We start from the raw sequence: 19031 nt of genomic DNA on the forward strand, positions 1-19031 counted from the left end.
GCAAGATAGGCAATATGGGGTACGGGAAATGTCCGGTGGCGGACATTTCCCGTGTATTTACGTGATAACTTAAGCTTCCACGGTTTCCAGCTTTTCCTTCAGCTCTTTCACGGTCATGTTGTACAGCACGCTGTTGCGGTTATTGACCCGCTGCACCAGGTGCACGTGGGCAATAAAATCCTGCACGATCTGGATCTTGTCGCTGGGCGTAACCACCAGTAACTGCAGGTGCAGTTGTTTGCACAGTTCCATAAGGTAGGTGGCCTTTTCCTCGTCCTGGTTGCTGAAACTCTCATCCACGGCAATAAAGCGCAGGCTGCGGCTGTTCTTGCCTTCCCGGGTAATGCCGAACTGGTAGGCAATGGCGCTGCAAAGAATGGTATAGGTCAGTTGCGCCTTTTCTCCGCCGGACAACTGGCCCATTTGCCGGTAGGTCTTTTTCAGCTCGTTGGTGCTGCGGTATCTTTCATCTGTCCAGAACTCAAACCAGTTGCGCACATCCAGCACTTTGCTGCGGTAATTTTCATTGCGGTCCAGGTCATCTATCAGCGGCCGCACCTTTTGCGTGAAGTGCTGCGATTTGGCCTCAAAGCTGTCCTGCTGCCAGTTGGCCGCCTGGGGCAGCGCTTCCAGCAGCAACTGGCGGAACTCCCGGATGTCGGTGCCGGCGGGCATGGGCCGCTTGCCCAGTTGTATGTAGGTATCGGGCAGGCGGTTAAAATTAATGCCGGCCAGGGATTCGTTCAGGCGCTTTACGCTGGTATCGATATCGCGCTCCCATTTATCCAGCGTTTCTTTCAGGCCGGCTATCTTATGGGTGATGGTCACGTTGATGAAGTTCTCAAAATCCAGCTTGTAGCGGGGCAGGTTGTCTTTGGCGAGCTTGTCCAGCCACTCCATGTACTCGGCGGCATAGCGCGGATCATCCGGCAGGTGCTGCACTTCTCCCGGCCAGTCCGGGAAGCGGGTGGTGAGCTCATGCCCCGGGTTCTTGATGCGGGACAACTGCAGGGCGATCTGTTTTTCCGCTTTGTTCAGGTCTTCCTGCAGGGTGCTGCGGCGGCTGTCCGCCTCTTCCTTGAACTGCTGGTATTTTTCATCGAGGTTATCCAGGGTGGCACCGGCCAGCTTTTCTGCATGTTGCTGCTGAAACTGCAGCAGCACTTCCTTGTCGGCATCCGTAAAGTTCTGCAGCAGGGGCAGCAGGGCTTCCATGGCGTTGCGGTAAGCTTCCTGCCGGTCCCTGTGCCGGGTCTCTTCCCGCAGGAGATCTTCCCGCCGGGCTTCTGCGGCCGTTTTCCGCTGCTGGATATCCACTAGCTGGTTTTTCAGCGTATCCAGCGAAGCGTTGCCCCGGCGCAGCGCTTCCGCCTGCTGCTGCAGCTTTTGCACTGCTTTGGCGGCCGCGCCGGCGTTCAGCTCCTCAAAGCCCTTATGCTCTTTAATGCGGGTATGCGCGTAATACTGCTCTTCCAGCCGCCTGGTTTTGGCGGCGCAGCGGGCCAGGGTTTCCTCCGCTTTGGATATCCGCTCTACCAGCGCGGCCCTTTTTTGCAGCAGCGCCTCCTTCTTCTTTTCGTTGTTCCAGCCCAGCGCGTAGCGCCCGGGATCATTGCGGTCCGGGCGGTCGTCCTTTTCATGCCGCCGGCCGTTCTTTATCAACCCGTTGATGGTAATGGCCCGCTCGTAGCGCGGCAGTTGCTTCTCGTCTTCCAGGCAGTGATAGCCGAACAGGCGAATGGCTTCCTGCTCCGCCCATTTGCTCAGCGGATGGTCCGGGTGGAACTGCAGTTTATCCGGCACCGTATTTTCCTCCGGGTGCTGGATGATGGCAGGCTCCGTTACATGCTCGTACACCAGCCGGGTGCGCAGGTTCTGCGTGTTGATATATTTATTGACGCGCTTGTAGTGTTTATCCGGCACCAGCAGGCGCAGGGCAAAGGGGCGCAGGAGCTTTTCCAGGGCCGGCTGCCAGTCCATTTCTTCGTTCTTCACCGCTATCAGCTCGCCGGCAAAGGGCAGTTGCGCCGCATCTATGTTTAACGTTTCGCAGAGCTGGCGGCGCAGGTTCACCAGGTGATGGTCGATATTGTTCCGGCGCTGCTGCAGGCTGTTGAGCTGCTGCTCCAGGGTATCGCGGCCCGCGGTGGCGGTTTTCAACTGGTTCCTGGCCTCAAATTCATCTTCTTCGTTCAGTCTTTTGTCGTTATCCAGCGCATGCAGCTTGCGGTCATTCTCTTTCTTCACCTGCTGGTAGCCTTGCTCATCTGCAGGATGGGTAAGGCTAAGCTTCAAAAGCCCGCACCAGGCGGCAAATTCTTCCAGGGCGCGCCGGGCCTGCTGCTGCTGCGCTTCTTTTTCCTGCACCTGGCTTTCCAGGTCTTTCAGGCGCTGGCCCGCCTTATCGTGCTGTACCTGGTAGCTGGCATTCAGCGCTTCTTCGTTCAGCCGTTCTATTTCGTCGCGGGTGTGCTGTAATTGCTCCTGCAGCGTTTGCAACTGCCAGTCATTATCCGCGATGGCGGTTTGCAGCAGGGTATGCCGGGTAAAATGCTTCCACAGCAGGGCGGTTTCCTGCGTGTCCTTATGCTGCGCCACGGCCGTTTGCAGGGCCAGGAAACGTTCAAACTGCTCCTGCAGGGGCTGCAGCAGGCGGATCTGCTCTTCTGCTTTCTCGATATTACGCTGGGCTTCCAGCAGGGTGGACAACTGTTTTTTCAGGTCCTGGAACTCGTCCTCCATATTACGCGGCTCCAGCATGTGGGTGCGGATAAATTCATCCAGGTTGCCCAGCACCTTGATGCCTACGGTCTGGTTGAAAAGCTGCAGGGCCTGTATGCTTTGCATGCCCAGCACTTCCACCATACGCTGCGCATAGCGGCTGGCCGCGTCAAACCACTCTACCTGCCGGCGCGCGCCTTTGTTGTAGCGCTGGTCCAACTGGCGCTTCCAGTTACCGGCCAGGTCAAAGGGCTTGAAATCTTCTTCTATCTGCAGGGCCTTATGGGCAATGCCAAAATATTTCTTCATGTCGCCATGCACAAAATGCCGCACCTGGAACAGCGTGACCAGTTGGCCGGCCTCGTTGGCAAAATGGGCCAGCAGGATGCTGTAAGCGGTTTCCCTGTCTTCCCGCAGGTATTCCGTTTTGGAAACGCCGGTGGCTTCATTGTTGATGGTGCCGAAGCCGCCCAGTACGTAGCTGTCCTCCGTACGGTCGCCCTTCTTCTCGCTGCCGCTGCTCTGGTTGTAGAAGCGGTAGCGTTTTTCCGGTACGATCAGGGTGAGCAGCGCATCCACGAAGGTGGTTTTCCCGCTGCCGTTGGCGCCGGTCAGCAGGCTGGTCTCCCCCATCGGCCGGATGGCGTGTATCTTTTCATCAAAGGTGCCCCAGTTCAGCACTTCCATGTACTGCAAACGGAAGCCGCTCTTCTGGCTATCGGTACTAAAAACATTTAGCTGCATGAATGATCTTGGATTTAGGATTCTTGAGGAACGGCCTGCTGCAACTGCCGGTAAAAGTCGTCCAGCACTTCGGTGCTGATGCGCGCTTTAATGATCTTGCAGATCCTGAAACGTTGCTCATCCGGTATTTCATGGGGCTCTTCCCGGTACAGGAAGCCGGATTCCTCCGCTTTATCTATCAGCCGGTCTATTTCCTTCATGAACTTTACCCGGCTGGCGTTTTCCTTGAAAAAAAGCTCCGCATGCTCCTTGATCTCCCGGCGTTTGCGGATCAGCTCGCGGGTGGTAGCCTCGCCGGTCTCGAACTCGGCCATCATTTCGCGCAGCAGCACCAGTAGAATGCTTTCTTCATAGGTGAGCGTTCTGCGTTGCACCCAGCTAATATTCGCCTCCTCTTCCTCGGGCAGCGCATGTTTTACGAAGGCATAGCCGTCCTCCTCATCGAGCACCAGGGTGAGGCCCAGCGGCAGCAGGAAGGCCTGCAGCTCGTTCTTGTAGCGCAGCAGCTTTTCCCAGTTGCCCTTTTCAAAATACTCCACTGGTCCTTTCAGCAATTTTATCAATACCGCCGTGTAAGGCAGCAGCTTGGTCGTTGTTGTCATCCGTATGTTATGCATTGAATAATAAATAGGGCACTTCCACGAACCTGGTCTGGTCCGCGTTCAGCGGTATCAGCTCCGTAGCGGTGCCCACCACGCTCACCTTGCTGGGCTTTTCGCGCAGGAAACGGAAGTAGCCTACTACTTCCGCCAGCCCGTGCTCCGGCGGGTCCAGTTCCAGTATTTCTTTGAGAGAGGCGGCTTTCTGTTTTTGCAGCACCTGCTCCACTTTGTCCCACAATTTCTTTTTGTCGATAAAAGGCATGGTCAGCGCGCGGCTCAGGCGCTCCGGGTCTGCGATCTGCTCCGTGGCGGCCACGGGCTGTATCACAGCGGCGGGAGCCTTGCGGGGCGCCATCTGCAGCTTGCGGTCCATCACCATTTTTATTTCCACGCCTTCCTCTATGGTGATGCCGCAGGGCACTTCCTGCACATCCATCAGGTCCAGCGCCATTTCCTTGATAGCGCTGATCTGCCGGCGCAGGCGGCGGTGCCGCGCGATCTCCTTTTCGGCAATGATGCGGCTCAGCTTCTCCGCCATCTTATCATTGGCATCGTACACGGTACGCCCCTGCTGCAGGAGCATGGACTTTACATCCCGGATAAAGGCCTCGTCGGCGCTGATGCCCCGCTCCTGCACCAATGCCAGCAACTGTTCCGTCATTTCCTTCCAGGCGGACTGCCCTTCGCGGGAGATCAGGAAATCCCAGAAAGCATAGAAGCTTTTGCCCTGGCTGCTGTTGCGCAGCGCATCATAGGCTTCAAAAGCATAGCCTACAATGGCGCCCTTGTGCTGCTCCGTGCGGGTATGGTGCTCTACGATGGAGCGGTGTATCTGCTTGAAGTTATCCTCCACTTCCCGGAAATCGCCTATCAGCTCGTAGCACAGGCGGGTGAACAGCTCCAGTCTTTCCTGCACCTGCGCATTGTTATAGCTGTCCGGCGCAATGCCCAGCTCTATGGCCTTTATTTCCTTGTCTATTTCCGCGCGCTTGTCCTTCAGCATCTGCAGGCGTTTGCGGGCATCATCCTCCGTGTGCTCCACAATGTCCTGCAGGGAATTGAAGAGGAGCTTGAAACGGCTTTCCGTGCCTACGTGGTGGCGATGCTGCAGGCCGGTCAGCCACTGGAACACGCGCTCCGTGTAGGCGCTAAGCTGGTATTGTATCACGCCTTCCGCATCTGTAAAGTCCTGCAGCAGACGCTTCTGCACCCAGTTCAGGATGTATTTGCGGCTCCTGGCCTCTTCATTCTCCCCGAAGAGGATATTGGCTTCCTCCAGGTCCTCGGTGCCTTCCGTGTGGCTGGCCAGGGTTTCCGCCACCAGTTGTATCAGCACCCGTTCCTCCACCAGGAAGCGGTTGTCTTCCTTGAACACCTTGTACAGCATCGGCAGCACCCACCTGGCATTCTGCAGGCGCAGCATCTGCAACGCGGGATGCGTGTTCAATATATATGCAATGTCTTCACTGTGCATGGTCTGTTGTTTATTAAAATAGCGGGTGCTTTGCCTGTGGCAATTACGGGAAAGGCTATACTGCCGGCCCGGTGCATGCCGGTAACCGGGATAGTGATATGGATGGAGCGCTGATGGTCATGGCGGCAAATATAAATGAAAGTATCCTGTAAGCGAAGAATTGGCGGGGATATTTATTAACAATTGTGGATATTTACAAGCAAAACAATATCAAATACTTAGCAATACAAAAAAGCCTGCAAACCACCAAGGTTTGCAGGCATGCACTGTTTCCGTTTCCTTCCTGGGCAGCGTCCTTCTTCCTTGCTGCTGTTAAAATGCCAGGCTGTTGATCCTTTATTTTTGCTGTTGTTCCCTGTAAAATATATACCCGCCGTGGTACAGGGTATCGTTTCCCTTAAAATCGCCGTCAGCGGTAAAGCCGGTATCGTCCCAGTATTTAATATGGTCGCCGGTTATTTCATACCGCCCGGTATAGGCGCTTTGGCGGTTGCCGCGCGCTTCATCATAGCGGCCATTGGGGAGCAGCTCCTGCCGGATGTACCCGTCGTCAGTTACCCACATGCCCACGTATTTGTTTGACTGTTCCATTTGTTTTTGTTTTACAATGCCCCGCGACGCTACCAGCGCGATAACAAGCGGGTACATCAAGACCAGGTGTTTAACTGTCATAACCCATGGTTTTACGGGATACGCTTAATTATCAAAACCGGTGGCCGTAGCCAGCGCCTGTACGGCTGACATGTCCTGCTGCACCGCATGGATCTTCTGTACTGCCAGGTTGTAAGCGTCCTGTCCCAGGAACAGTTGCAGGGGCGCCTCCGGCCGTTCTACCACCTCGATCATAGCGGCAGCCGCCTTATCGGGATCACCCGGCTGATTGCCCCTGATGCCGTTCTGATGCGTAGCCACAGCTTCCCGCACATTCACATAATCCGCTATCGGGTTGGCAGGCACGTTCAGGGAGTCCGTTTCCAGGAAATTGGTCCGGAAGTAGCCGGGCGATACAATGATCACTTTAATATTGAACGGCTGCGCCTCTGCCGCCAGGGATTCTGACAAACCCGTGAGGGCAAACTTGGTAGCGCAATAGATGCCGAAGCCGGGAAAGCCGCCGGTGAAGCCGGCAATAGAGGAAACATTCAGGATATGCCCGGACTGCTGTGCGCGCAGGTAAGGCATTACTTTGCGGATCACGTTCAGGGCCCCGAAAACGTTCACTTCAAAATTCTCCCTGGCTTCCGCATCGGTGAGCTCTTCCAGGGCGCCTGCCAGCCCGTAACCGGCGTTGTTCACTACTACGTCTATACGGCCAAAATGATCTACAGCAGCCTGTATACCTTTGGCTACATCCTGCTCATCCTTCAGGTTCATGCCCAGTGGCAGGAATGTTCCGGAGGCGGCGCCTACAGCCTGTTCCAATGCCTTTGCGTTGCGGGAGGTAGCTGCTACGGCATAGCCTTCCTGTAATAATTTTTTTACGAGTGAGAGCCCCAGTCCTTTGGAGGCGCCGGTAATAAACCAAACTTTCTTTTTCATTTGTAGATATTTTATTTTTTAAAGGTCTCATGGAACCTCGCATTAACATGCCTCTGTATGAGAAAATGTATCATGCTCGGTTTCATGTGTCAGTATTTTTTTAGTTGGTAATGTTTGTTTTGACAGTACAAAGGTATTGGCAGGAAAGGCCCCGGCTGTTACGGGATTGAAACAGATACTTGTATAATTCAAACAAGGTCGTACAGTTCGTATATATGAACGAATTATTAAAAAGTTCGGTTATTTATACGAATTAATTAAAAATTCGTATATTTGAACTAACCAAGTATTGATGTGATGAAGGCTGTTCTGACAGGGGATATTGTCAATTCTACCCAACTGGGCGCGGCCCGGGAAAAGAAACTGCTCCGGCTGATAGCACAGGTGCTGTCTCCATATAAATATGAATTCTACCGGGGAGACAGTTTCCAGGCATATGTAACGGCGGCCGACAAAGGGTTAAGGCTGGCCCTGCAATGCCGTATGGCTGCCATCAGCCTGGCAGACGAGCTGGCTCCTCCCCTGTTTGATGTTCGTGTAAGCATTGGCATAGGGCCGGTACCCCTTCCTGTAAGAACGCTGAGCACCGCTAAGGGCGAGGCCTTTGTACTGTCCGGCCGTGCTTTTGACAACCTTGAGCAACAAGGTGAAAGGCTGGCCATCATAACGGGAAACCCGCTTGCCAATGAAGGGTTACAGGTCATTGCCGACTATATTAACGCGATCCTTAACAACATGACGGTAAAGCAGGCGGCGGTCATTTTCGAGCTGCTGAACGGCCATACGCAGCAAACCGTGGCTGAAAAAATGAAGCGGTCAAAAAGCACTATCCATCAGCATGTAACAGCCGGCCGCTGGCCGGAAATTGAAAAACTGCTGCAGCAATACGAGCATATCATCCACCAAATAATGTAATTTGTAATGATGGCATCCACCTGGTTAATCAAGCTTATACTATCCCATCTTATTACTGATTTTATCCTGCAGCCCAGGTCCTGGGTAGATGAAAGAAATGCCAGGCACTTTGCTTCCGCGAAGCTCTACCTGCATGGGCTGGTAACCGCCCTGCTGGCCTGGGTGATGACAGGCTGGCAATACTGGGACATTGCGCTGGTGATCGGCGCAACGCATATCCTGATAGACGGCTGGAAATCGTTCCGGAAGCAAACAGCCACCTACTTCCTGGTGGACCAGTTGCTGCATCTCCTGGTTATCCTGGGCTGCTGGACCTTTACCTTCCGGCAATGGAGCGCCCTACAGCCGGCCTGGCAGCAGCTCAACGCACAACCTTACACCTGGAAGATCATCACGGCCTTTGTTTTCCTGACCCTGCCGGCCGGTATACTGATCGGGCAGTTCACCCAGCAATGGCGCGATCAAATAGCAGATGCCGCCAGCCTGGCCAATGCCGGCAAATGGATCGGTATTATAGAACGCATTATCATCCTGGCGCTGGTGCTGAAAGGCCAATATGCCGCCATCGGCCTGCTGGTGGCTGCCAAGGGGATCATCCGGTTCAATGAGAAAGACCGCCCCGAAATAAAGACCGAGTACCTGGTGATCGGAACCTTAATGAGCATCGGGATCGCCATCATTACCGGCCTGCTGGTCCGGTAGCGGATAATATCCAACTTTTAGCTGACCACGATTATGAACAAACGCCTGTACTTCGTATCCTGCCTGATTGCGCTGTGTATGCTCACCCTTTCCTATTGCATCGGCAAAAGGCCGCCGGCACAGGACCTGCGCGGCCCGGCATTTGCCGGATCGGCGGCTTGTATCAACTGCCACCGGCAGCTCTATGATGCCTATGTGCAGACGGCGCATTATCATACTTCAGGCCCCGCCACTCCCGCTACGGTTAAAGGCAGCTTTAGCTCCCCTGACAATGTTTTCCGGTACCGTAACGGCGTGCAGGTGGTCATGGAAGCCCGTGACAGCGGCCTTTTCCAGGCGGCGTATCAAGACGGCGTACTACAGGAGGCCCATCGTTTTGACATTACCGTAGGGTCTGGCAGGAAAGCGCAAACCTACCTGTACTGGCAGGACGGCCGGTACTTTCAACTCCCCCTCTCCTATTTTGTACCGGCGCACAGTTGGGCCAACAGCCCGGGTTTTCCACCCACTCAGCCCAAGTTTGACCGGGTAATACCCAGCACCTGCTTTGGCTGCCACAGCTCCATGGTGGCCGTGAGCGGCACTAAAATGGCGGGCACCCGGCTTTCTGAAACATTTGACAGGAACCGCCTGGTATACGGTATTGACTGTGAGCGCTGCCATGGCCCGGCCGCGGAGCATGTGGCCTTCCATACCGCCCACCCGCAGGAAAGCCAGGCCAGGCACATGACCCGGATCGGGGCTTTAAACAACCGGCAACAACTGGATCTTTGCGCCGTATGCCATTCGGGCCTGAAGACCCCGAAAAAGTCCATCTTCGGCTTCCGGCCCGGGCATGCCTATACTGATTACTTTTACCCGGATATAGCCGGCCCCGGCAAGCCCGGCGAGTTGGATGTACATGGCACCCAGTACCAGTTGTTCACCGCCAGCCAGTGCTTTCAGCACAGCGCCGACATGAACTGTTCCTCCTGCCATAGCCCGCATACCGCTGAAAGCAATAAGCCCGCACTGTTCTCCCAGCGCTGTATGAGCTGCCATAACACTGCCAGCCACCGCTTTTGTAAGCTCGATACCCTCCCCTCCTCCGTGCTGTCCGCCAATTGTATAGACTGCCATATGCCGGCGCTACCTTCCGGTAATATTACGCTGCTGACCCGGGGCCGGGAAAGCCCGACGCCGGATTCCATCCGCACCCACCTGATCACCGTGTACCGGGAAGCTACCCGGGCCATGCTGGTCCGCCTGCAAAAGGAAAAGGCAGCGGCAAAGCAGTAGCAGCGGGCGCTGTTTGCCGCTTTCCGTTGCCGCGGTGCCCCTGGGCGCCGGAACAGTAAGGCTCCCTGCCGCCCTGTTCCATCCGGCCGTTGCCCATGGCTGGCCGCAGGAACTTATTATCCGTGTAGGCAGGCCAGGAGCGGCTTACAGCCCCCAAGACGGGATAGAGAAAAAAAATTTTTTAAATTAAATTCCTTTTATACTTTTGCGCCCGGAGAGATGGCAGAGCGGTCGATTGCGGCGGTCTTGAAAACCGTTGACTGTAAAAGGTCCGGGGGTTCGAATCCCTCTCTCTCCGCTAACTGATATCTAAAGCCTGTTAAATCATTGATTTTAAACAGGTTTTTCTGTTTTGAGCCTATCCTTTTATTTTACTACTACATTAACAGTTTGGCGTAAATAGTTCAAAATGAACATTTCTCCGTATTTTAGGAGTTCGAATCCCTCTTTCCTGTCAGAACAATTCAGTTTTCATGTCAAGAGTTAAAATAGAAAGAAACCAAGAAGACTTGGATCAAAGAATAAATACTTTCCATACTCAAAATGAGGAAGAAAGGGAAGAAGCTCTTCTAAATCTTATTGTAGAAATCATTGTTGAAGCAACGCTTAAAGAATATTATGAAATAAAGCGATAGCGTTGAAAGTGAATGTAAAATCGTGTATACTGAATCTCTTTGCTTATAGTTGCATTTAAAGATTCGCGATCAGATACAAATAATGCTAGGGTTATAGATTCTCTGCTCGAAAAGATTAGTATAAGCAAGATAATATTATTGCAGGTGGCAACTTTTGGTGACGGAAAGTCATAACCGATATATCTGAGATCAACAAATAAGGCTGCTCAAAAACCTTACATATTAGTAAATTTTGCCATTAAAATCTAAAGCGAGAAGAGAGAAATAATAGCAGCGTTTTGTTATTTTGTCTTTCAATACTGAATTTCACATTTCATTCATTATAAATTATTTAGTTTAAAATCCGCTCCGTTCAATAATGATTATATGCGAGTCCCAATCTGTTCACGATAAAAAGGTAATTTTGAAATTATACATTCTGGTATATGAAAGAAATAAAGGAGAAGTGGATATACTTGGACAATAACGCCACAACACCAATTGACAAAAGAGTGTTGGAGAGTATGATGCCGTTCCTCACTCATAATTTTGCTAATGCAAATAGCACTCATCAATTTGGCCGCCACGTATCTAGTGTTGTTAGGAACGTACGTAAGCAAATAGGCGAATTAATTTACGCTGAACCGGATGAGATTATCTTCACCAGTGGCGCTACTGAAGCTATTAATTTGGCCATTAAAGGTGTTGCAGCTAGTTATAGTCACAAAGGCAACCATATAGTTACTGCTTCGACAGAACATGCTGCCGTGTTAGACACCTGTCGTTACCTGGAAAGTAAAGGTTATGAAATAACTTATCTCTCTGTCATGCCAAATGGGTTGATTGATCTAAATGAACTAAAATCTTCATTAAGAAATGATACCATTTTAGTATCGGTGATGTATGTGAATAACGAGACTGGAGTTATACAACCAATAAAAGAAATATCTCAGCTTTCCCATGAAGTTGGAGCTTTGTTTATGTGCGATGGTACACAAGCTGTTGGTAAGCTGCCTGTTAATGTAGATGAATTGGATATCGACCTAATGTCCTTTAGCGGCCATAAATTCTATGCGCCCAAAGGTATAGGTGGTTTATTCTTGCGGAAAAGAGGTAATCGTGTAAAATTGGAAGCATTGTTGCATGGCGGAGGCCACGAAGGCGGAAGTAGAAGTGGTACTTTGAACGTTCCCGGTATTGTCGCCCTCGGCAAAGCAAGTAGTATTGCCAAAGAAGAAATGTTACAGGATGCCGAAAGAATTAAGGCTTTACGCGACGAGTTGGAAAGCCGGCTACTTAAGTTTCCAGGAGCCTACGTGAATGGTGATGTCCGGAACAGACTTTATAATGTGACCAATATTTGCTTTCCTTGTCAAGATGCTAATGTGATTATAGGTAGGCTAAAAAATATTTCGGTATCCAACGGGTCGGCTTGTACTGCTGCCATTATAGAACCTTCTCATGTGTTGCGGGCAATGGGTTTAACTGACGAAGATGCTTTTGCATCTATTCGATTTTCGGCGGGTAAATTTAATACAAAAGAGGATATTACAGCAACGATAGAAGCGATCAATACTATTATTATGCCCATCCTAATATGATTAAAACAATACTCCCTTTACATGAATTTAAAAACGTTATTCGAACAGTTGTATGCAGCGGGTACAGAAGCTGGGGTTGAAAGAATTATTGGTGCTAATCCTGCAATTTTCAAACAGGAGAACTGGTATCCAATAGGTGGAAATGAGTCTAATTTTAGTATTATAGAGAATCAGCAGTCCAACCCGATAGCAGCTTTAGTAGAGAAAGTGACGAATTCAATTGATGCTATTTTAATGAAACAATGTCTGGAAAGGGGGATTGATCCAAAGTCAAAAGAAGCTCCTAAATCAATGGAAGAGGCTATTGATTTATTTTTTCCCAAGCATAAAAATTGGGATCTAAATACGGCGAGAAGACAACAGGCAGAAGATATCCAAATTATTGCCGACGGCCCTACAAAAGAAAGTTCTATTATCATTTACGATAATGGAGAGGGACAACATCCCGAAAATTTTGAAAATACGTTTTTGTCTTTAATGAGAGGGAATAAAAATGAGATTCATTTTGTCCAAGGAAAGTATAATATGGGTGGTAGCGGTGCTATTGTTTTTTGCGGGGAAAAAGGCTACCAACTTATTGGTTCCAAAAAATCCGATGGTTCAGGACATTTTGGGTTCACGTTAACAAGAGAACATCCATTATCGCGAGAGGAGCAAGATACGAAGAAGAATACCTGGTATGAATATCTGAAAATTGACGGTAAGATACCAGCTTTCGATGTTTCAGAGATAGATTTAAAGTTGCTAAACAGGAAGTTTAAGACGGGCACCATCATTAAGATGTTCTCCTATCAAATGAAAGGGATTTCTGGTTTTGCTCAAGATTTAAATCAGAGCTTAAACGAATTCCTTTTTAAGCCTGTTCTGCCTATTTTCACAATTGATACAAAGGAGCGCTACCCTAATAATAAGGTGCTTGAGACAACTGTGTATGGCCTCCAACGGCGACTGGAGGAGGAAGAAGATTATGTGGAAGATTGGTTTTCGGAGGAATATGAAGATGCACTTTTCGGGAAAATGAAGGTGACCTGTTACGTATTCAAAGCAAAGCAAGACGGAAAAACGGCAAAGGAAAGCAAAGGCGATATTCAACGACGGTATTTTAAGAACAATATGTCCGTTCTTTTCTCTATGAATGGGCAAGTACATGGACATTATACTTCCGAATTTATTACCCGTAGCTTAAAATATAATCTATTAAAGGATTACTTGCTCATTAATGTGGACTGCAGCAAGATGAGGTATGAGTTTAGAAAAGGCCTTTTTATGGCTTCGCGTGACCGCTTGAAAAATGGCGGTAAGGCAGAAGAATTGCGGGATTTTATAAGGAAGAAGTTAGTGAAATCCAAATTGGATGATATCAATAAACGACGCAAGGATACTATTGGCTTGGAAAGTGAAGATACTGCAGAATTGATTAAGAGCTTTGCTAAGAATCTTTCGAAGGACAGTGAATTGTTTAATCTACTACAGAACACGCTAAAGTTGGAGGAAAGAGCGAAAGAAAAGCCAAAGGAGAAAGAAAGTAAAGGTAGTAAGCCAGAAAGGGAAGAGAAGCCATTCAAACCAGAACGCTTTCCTAGTTTCTTCAGACTTCAACACAAGCCAAATAATCCAATCCCTGTGCCGATTGGCGGTGAAAAGACATTAAGATTTGAAACGGATGTAGAGGATCATTATTTTGACAGAACGGAAGAGCCTGGCGATTTGCAAGTGAGTGTTTTGAAAGTAAAGCGTACGGATAGCAATGGGGGAACCGAGAAAGGTAGTGATAAAGAACCTGGCGAGCTGTTGAATATCATTAAGTCGAGCCCTGATAAAGGCACGATTAAAATAACGTTTAATCCAGATACGGACTTGCGTCAAGGCGATGAAGTTGAGGTAGAGGCAACTTTAAATGGAGCCGGCGAGGAATCGTTTGTGGAAGTTGTCTTCTTGAAAATTGTAGACCCAGAGCAGAAGAGAGAAACAGCGCCCAAAGAAGAGGAGGATTATAATAGAATTGGCTTGCCAGAACTGGTCAAAGTAAAGCAGGAGCAATGGGAAGGATTGGAAGCGCATGGTATTACTATGGATTACAAAACGGTAATGAGCCTTCAGGCTTCCGGCGACATTTTGGAAAAGATTTATGTGAACCTGGATAGCCATGTGTATTTGAATCATCGCAAAAAGCTAAAGAACGAGGAGCAAATTATGGCAGCGCAAAAAAGATACATTGCTTCTGTATATTTTCATTCCTTGTTTCTTTATATGATTACCAAAAAGAAAAATTATAAGTTGTCTTTACTGAAAGAAGAAGGCGAAGACGAGATTACCATCGACGATTATATCCGCGATGTATTTGACAGTTACTATTCCGATTTTCTTTTGAATTTTGGTATGGAGCAGTTAATGGGGGCATTGGAGGATTAAGGATGTTTAGGCAATGTAAGTTTCATAAAAAAATATATATTTAACTGCCATATAAATAGAAAGTGTTATTTTAGAAGCTATTTTGGCTGAAGTAGTTTATTGTAATATCTAACGTAATGTCAACAAAAGAAGAATTATTAAAATTAAGAGATGAAATTAATCAGCAATTGGCTGAGCTAAATAACAATTCTGTTGCTTTTACTGTAGATGCGAATATTATTAATAGACTTGGGAAAGAGCTAATTGGACGTGCTGAAACAGGAGTGTCCGAATTAATAAAAAACACATATGATGCAGATGCAACATTTGTAACTGTCGATTTTGTTGATTCAAATCTAACTGGAGGCACCTTGATCATAGATGATGATGGCCACGGTATGACAAAAGAAAATCTTGTAAAGGGGTTTATGACCTTATCCTCAACCAGTAAAATACATGAACCTATATCTCCTAGGTTTAGAAGACAGCGAGCAGGAAGAAAAGGCATTGGCCGTTTTGCGACTCAGTTCTTAGGAGAGAAATTGGTAGTTATTACTCAAGTTGAATCCGAAGAGTTCGCAACAAAAATTACCATCGACTGGAACTCCTATGAAATGGATAAAGAGCTTTCCTCCATTGAAAACCATATTGAGATTGTTGCAAAGCAAAAAAAGAAAGGCACTACGCTTTACATTGAGCAACTTCGCCATTCTTGGACAGATGCACAAATACGAAGGGTGTTTAGATATATATCCGATTTATTGCAGCCGACTTTTTTATCTAACCGCAGTAACGAGTTGAATCTTGCTAAGCAGGGGGACGAATCATTTTTAGTAGAATGTTATCGAACAGAAAACGGGTTAAGAACTATAATTGCAGATATTAATAAGCTGCTTTACGAAAAATGCCTTGCAGAAATAGATGGATATGTTACTGAAGAAGGAGATGCTTACGTGAAAGTAAAGAGTACAAGTTTTCAATTGAATGATGCAGACCTAGAAATTAGTTCATCAAAACTAAACAATGATATTGCATTACCATATCCGGTTTTGCGCAATGTAAATTTCAAGGTCTATTATTTTATTTACGATAGATATGAATATTACCAAAATGGCATTACCAAACAAGAACTAGGAAGGGTAGAAAGTTTGGCTGCAGAACAATCCGGTATACGAGTTTATAGGAACGGATTTCGCGTTTTACCTTATGGCGAGGTAGGAGATGATTGGTTGAAACTAGATAGGCAAACTAGTCGTATGCAGTTCGAATTAAATGAGTCTACTGTTAGTTTCAACATCCCTTATACAAACAAGAATTTTTTTGGTTTCGTTGAGTTGATTGATAATGAAGGACTTTTATTTGAAGAGACGGCTAGTCGTGAGGGCCTAATCGAAAATCAAGCGTTAGAAGAGCTTCGAGATTTTGTTAGAAAGGCCGTGACTGCGGGAGTTAGAAGAATCGCGCCTTTCATTTATAATGAAAAACAGAAACGCGACCAAAAGAAAACGGAAGCGAAAACCTTGAAAGCAAAAGTTGAAGGTCTGCAGGCAAAAATCGAAGAGTTCACGAACGAAGATCAGCAAGAAGATGACGATGATGATCACGATACAAATTCCAACTCTCAACAACATCAAAATCATAAAGACAAGAAAAAGGAAGAAATAAAAGGGCTCCTGTCGGAGTTAAATTCTGATCTGAAAGTCATTTTGGATGAGATCGCCATGCTACGAATTCTTGCAACGCTGGGGATTACAATAGGAGAGTTTACTCATGAAATAATTCAATTCCCTATATTCTTTAATAGCAAATTACAAAGCCTCTTTATTACGGAAGCCGATCCCAAAAAGCGCGAAGACCTAGAGCAAGTGATTGATAAGGTGAATCATTTAGATACCTATACCTCTTATTTTAATGATGCTGTGAGTCGAAATTCTAAACGTGAATTGGAGTTTATTGAGTTACGGCGTGTCATTAGACCATTTTTAGCGAGTACGAAGTGGGATTTTGAACATGAAGGTATAAATGTGCAAGAAGAAATTAGAGGATACGAAATATATACAATTCAAATGCACCCATCTGAATGGCATTCTATTCTATTAAATTTGTATACTAATTCAAAAAAAGCGCTTAGAAGGGCAAAACCACCTATCAAGAAAATTAGAATAATCGCCGGGAAAGACGACCGGAATGTTTATCTGGAATTTTTAGACAACGGAGATGGCATTCCAGAAGAAAACAAAGATAGAGTATTTGATGCCTTTTTTACGACATCGTCGCCAGCCGGTATAAATGCATCATTAAACGAACAACTCATTGGCTCTGGATTAGGATTGAAAATACTAAAAGATATTATTGCCGAATATAACGGTAATATCTTTGTAGCCAACCCACCAGAAGGCTATAATACTTGTATTAGAATTGAAATTCCTAAAGCTACTGACGAACAAATTAAGAGCTTACAAAATTAGAAATCATGCCAAAAACGATAACATACCTCTTTCTAGATGATAATGATAAAGCTACTCGAGATGGAGATGTGCAATTACTTAATACTATTTCAACTGATGTTGAAATAAAAACTGATTATCCATTAAGTTGGAAACAAAGGTCTAAATCTATTTTCACAGACTTAGATCAATACGATGGAATAATTCTCGACTGGGAACTCACCAATCAAAGTGAGGCTGCTAAGGGTTCTGACGAAGTAGAAGATGTTGACTTTTCTGCAGAGTCTTTAGCTGAGCACTTAAGGGTAAATGCCGCAAAAAAAATTGTAAAGGATGTACCTATCATTATTTGCTCTGCTGATAATAATAGAACATTTTCTAATTTAAAAAATCGCGAACTTACAAGTAGGGATCTATTTGATCTGACCTGCATCAAAAATGATCTTTTCGTAAAACATGTAAAAAATAGCGAGCGGCAATTATTCGACTTAGCAACAGTCTATAAACAACTTCAAAGTAAGACCTTTGATTTAAAAGAAGTACTTGATATATCGGCAGATGAATTAGGTCTGCTGGATATAAGATTTATAGATACCCTGGAAAATATTGCGACTACAAATACAACTCATGACCTAGTGTATTTCCTACTACAGGAGTTTATTCAAAAAGAAGGGCTTTTAATTAATGAAGCGGTTGTTGCTGCACGATTAGGTATTGATATAGAAAAGTCAGGTACATCTTGGAATGAGATTAAGAAGTTATTAATTGACGAAAAAGTAGACTATAAAGGATTTCTGAGCATAGGATGGTCCAACTACTGGGCATATAAACTTATTGATTGGTGGAAAAATATTAGTAATCAAGATTTGCGCACAACCGGAGCATCAGTCCGCGTTCAAATTCTAAATGACAAGTTTGGAACTACTTTAGTACCTGCCGAAAGAATAAGATTCTGTAGTAGTGAAGAATTTTGGACAATATGCAAAGGAACCAAGCGCCCCCTAGATCCAATTAACGGCTTTATGATTGGTGACTATACATCAAATCCATGGCTTGAGGTAGAGTACGTGTCGGCTTATGCAGAACTTGAAAAGGAAGATGCAAATGCATGGAGAATTAGTGCAATTGAGCGGGAACGGTTCGATAAATTTAAGGCTAAAATTTTAAAGAATGAGTAGGATGAAGGATATACTAAGCCCTAGAGAAGAGCTAAAGAATTTTTCTATTTTTTTGACCAAAAATCAATGGTTTAATTCTATCTGTGTACCACATGATCTTCTTAAAATTTTAAACAACAATGCCAAGGCTGGCGACATTTGTGAATACAATTTAGTGAAATTTCCTTTCAAGAACATCAATTTAGATCGCCATGTACGCCCTGATTGGGTATCAAGACTTGCAAGAGAGGAAGAAGGCGAATCTAGGGTGTTACTAGAAGTTGCTTGTGAATGTAATTGCATTTCTGACGAAGATAAGATTTCAGATCCAATCATCATGTTAGCAACTAAGATAATCATACAATTCGATTATTTTCACAATTCGAACGTAGAAGATGTGAAAACATTACAATGCTCATGGCATCTTGATAAGCACGATCCAAGTAGAGGGACTTCTACCAGCCACCCACTTTATCATTATGAATATGGCGGTACAGAAATTAGTAAAGCTCAGGGGTTTAACTATGGCGACTTTATTTTGATGGATAGCCCGAGAATTATGCATCCACCGCTTGATCTCGTTTTAGCATTTGATTTTGTAATCAAAAACTTCTATGCCTACAATAAACATAAGAGTTTGACAGATGATCCTTCTTATAAAAGATATGTGAAAAATGCTCAATATAGACTATGGCGCCCCTACGCTATATCATTTGCTAGTCATTTTCATGACTTTGAACAAACCTATACAATTGATCGGGCATTCGCAAATAATATTTTACACTGCAGTCAATAAGAAAGTGAGAATACTTTAATACGAAGAATTAACATGTTGTAAAGACTTCC

14 protein-coding genes and 1 tRNA gene are annotated in these 19031 nt (G+C 46.7%); 10 read left to right on the plus strand and 5 right to left on the minus strand.

The annotated features are described in order from the left end of the window. Window positions 1-69 precede the first annotated feature (69 nt). From LX66_RS22695 to LX66_RS22715, 5 genes are all read right to left on the minus strand, one after another. Complete coding sequence (locus LX66_RS22695) at window positions 70-3465, minus strand: ATP-binding protein (protein WP_145717760.1); 3396 nt, start codon at window positions 3463-3465, stop codon at window positions 70-72. Between the two features lie 14 nt (window positions 3466-3479). After that, window positions 3480-4067: a DUF4194 domain-containing protein gene (locus LX66_RS22700; protein ID WP_145717762.1), complete on the minus strand. Its 588-nt coding sequence runs from the start codon at window positions 4065-4067 to the stop codon at window positions 3480-3482. A gap of 7 nt (window positions 4068-4074) precedes the next feature. After that, window positions 4075-5541, minus strand: coding sequence for a DUF3375 domain-containing protein (locus LX66_RS22705; protein WP_145717763.1), 1467 nt, complete (start codon window positions 5539-5541; stop codon window positions 4075-4077). A gap of 336 nt (window positions 5542-5877) precedes the next feature. Continuing rightward, window positions 5878-6213, minus strand: coding sequence for an Atu4866 domain-containing protein (locus LX66_RS22710; RefSeq protein WP_145717764.1), 336 nt, complete (start codon window positions 6211-6213; stop codon window positions 5878-5880). A 24-nt stretch (window positions 6214-6237) separates the two neighbouring features. Next, the gene (locus LX66_RS22715) at window positions 6238-7080 is read right to left on the minus strand and encodes an SDR family oxidoreductase (RefSeq protein ID WP_145717765.1); all 843 of its coding nucleotides are present in this window, start codon (window positions 7078-7080) and stop codon (window positions 6238-6240) included. A gap of 294 nt (window positions 7081-7374) precedes the next feature. Here LX66_RS22715 and LX66_RS22720 point away from each other — a divergent pair, with 294 nt between their 5' ends. The 10 genes from LX66_RS22720 (at window position 7375) to LX66_RS22760 (ending at window position 18981) form a co-directional block, all read left to right on the plus strand. Beyond that, the gene (locus LX66_RS22720) at window positions 7375-7995 is read left to right on the plus strand and encodes a nucleotidyl cyclase domain-containing protein (protein ID WP_145717766.1); all 621 of its coding nucleotides are present in this window, start codon (window positions 7375-7377) and stop codon (window positions 7993-7995) included. A 6-nt stretch (window positions 7996-8001) separates the two neighbouring features. Further along, window positions 8002-8697: a DUF3307 domain-containing protein gene (locus LX66_RS22725; protein WP_145717767.1), complete on the plus strand. Its 696-nt coding sequence runs from the start codon at window positions 8002-8004 to the stop codon at window positions 8695-8697. A gap of 33 nt (window positions 8698-8730) precedes the next feature. Next, a complete protein-coding gene (locus LX66_RS22730; protein ID WP_145717769.1) occupies window positions 8731-9975 on the plus strand; it encodes a multiheme c-type cytochrome in 1245 nt (414 codons plus the stop codon). A gap of 213 nt (window positions 9976-10188) precedes the next feature. Then, window positions 10189-10273 (plus strand) — tRNA-Ser (locus LX66_RS22735). A 175-nt stretch (window positions 10274-10448) separates the two neighbouring features. Beyond that, window positions 10449-10610, plus strand: coding sequence for a hypothetical protein (locus tag LX66_RS28220; RefSeq protein WP_158642718.1), 162 nt, complete (start codon window positions 10449-10451; stop codon window positions 10608-10610). Between the two features lie 425 nt (window positions 10611-11035). After that, the gene (locus tag LX66_RS22740; protein ID WP_145717770.1) at window positions 11036-12190 is read left to right on the plus strand and encodes a cysteine desulfurase family protein; all 1155 of its coding nucleotides are present in this window, start codon (window positions 11036-11038) and stop codon (window positions 12188-12190) included. A gap of 21 nt (window positions 12191-12211) precedes the next feature. Continuing rightward, a complete protein-coding gene (locus LX66_RS22745; protein ID WP_145717771.1) occupies window positions 12212-14602 on the plus strand; it encodes an ATP-binding protein in 2391 nt (796 codons plus the stop codon). Between the two features lie 116 nt (window positions 14603-14718). Further along, window positions 14719-17049, plus strand: coding sequence for a sensor histidine kinase (locus LX66_RS22750; RefSeq protein WP_145717772.1), 2331 nt, complete (start codon window positions 14719-14721; stop codon window positions 17047-17049). A 5-nt stretch (window positions 17050-17054) separates the two neighbouring features. Then, a complete protein-coding gene (locus tag LX66_RS22755) occupies window positions 17055-18206 on the plus strand; it encodes a hypothetical protein (RefSeq protein WP_145717773.1) in 1152 nt (383 codons plus the stop codon). Then, window positions 18199-18981, plus strand: coding sequence for a hypothetical protein (locus LX66_RS22760; protein WP_158642719.1), 783 nt, complete (start codon window positions 18199-18201; stop codon window positions 18979-18981). Before LX66_RS22755 ends, LX66_RS22760 begins: the two co-directional genes overlap by 8 nt. Window positions 18982-19031: the final 50 nt, after the last annotated feature.

The organism is Chitinophaga japonensis, from assembly GCF_007830125.1.
GTDB classification, from domain to species: Bacteria; Bacteroidota; Bacteroidia; order Chitinophagales; family Chitinophagaceae; genus Chitinophaga; species Chitinophaga japonensis.

Coding starts and splice junctions, on each gene's coding strand:
- LX66_RS22695 (WP_145717760.1), bottom strand. CDS start 3,465: ATGCAGCTAAATGTTTTTAGTACCGATAGCCAGAAGAGCGGCTTCCGT.
- LX66_RS22700 (WP_145717762.1), bottom strand. CDS start 4,067: ATGACAACAACGACCAAGCTGCTGCCTTACACGGCGGTATTGATAAAA.
- LX66_RS22705 (WP_145717763.1), bottom strand. CDS start 5,541: ATGCACAGTGAAGACATTGCATATATATTGAACACGCATCCCGCGTTG.
- LX66_RS22710 (WP_145717764.1), bottom strand. CDS start 6,213: ATGACAGTTAAACACCTGGTCTTGATGTACCCGCTTGTTATCGCGCTG.
- LX66_RS22715 (WP_145717765.1), bottom strand. CDS start 7,080: ATGAAAAAGAAAGTTTGGTTTATTACCGGCGCCTCCAAAGGACTGGGG.
- LX66_RS22725 (WP_145717767.1), top strand. CDS start 8,002: ATGATGGCATCCACCTGGTTAATCAAGCTTATACTATCCCATCTTATT.
- LX66_RS22730 (WP_145717769.1), top strand. CDS start 8,731: ATGAACAAACGCCTGTACTTCGTATCCTGCCTGATTGCGCTGTGTATG.
- LX66_RS28220 (WP_158642718.1), top strand. CDS start 10,449: ATGTCAAGAGTTAAAATAGAAAGAAACCAAGAAGACTTGGATCAAAGA.
- LX66_RS22740 (WP_145717770.1), top strand. CDS start 11,036: ATGAAAGAAATAAAGGAGAAGTGGATATACTTGGACAATAACGCCACA.
- LX66_RS22745 (WP_145717771.1), top strand. CDS start 12,212: ATGAATTTAAAAACGTTATTCGAACAGTTGTATGCAGCGGGTACAGAA.
- LX66_RS22750 (WP_145717772.1), top strand. CDS start 14,719: ATGTCAACAAAAGAAGAATTATTAAAATTAAGAGATGAAATTAATCAG.
- LX66_RS22755 (WP_145717773.1), top strand. CDS start 17,055: ATGCCAAAAACGATAACATACCTCTTTCTAGATGATAATGATAAAGCT.
- LX66_RS22760 (WP_158642719.1), top strand. CDS start 18,199: ATGAGTAGGATGAAGGATATACTAAGCCCTAGAGAAGAGCTAAAGAAT.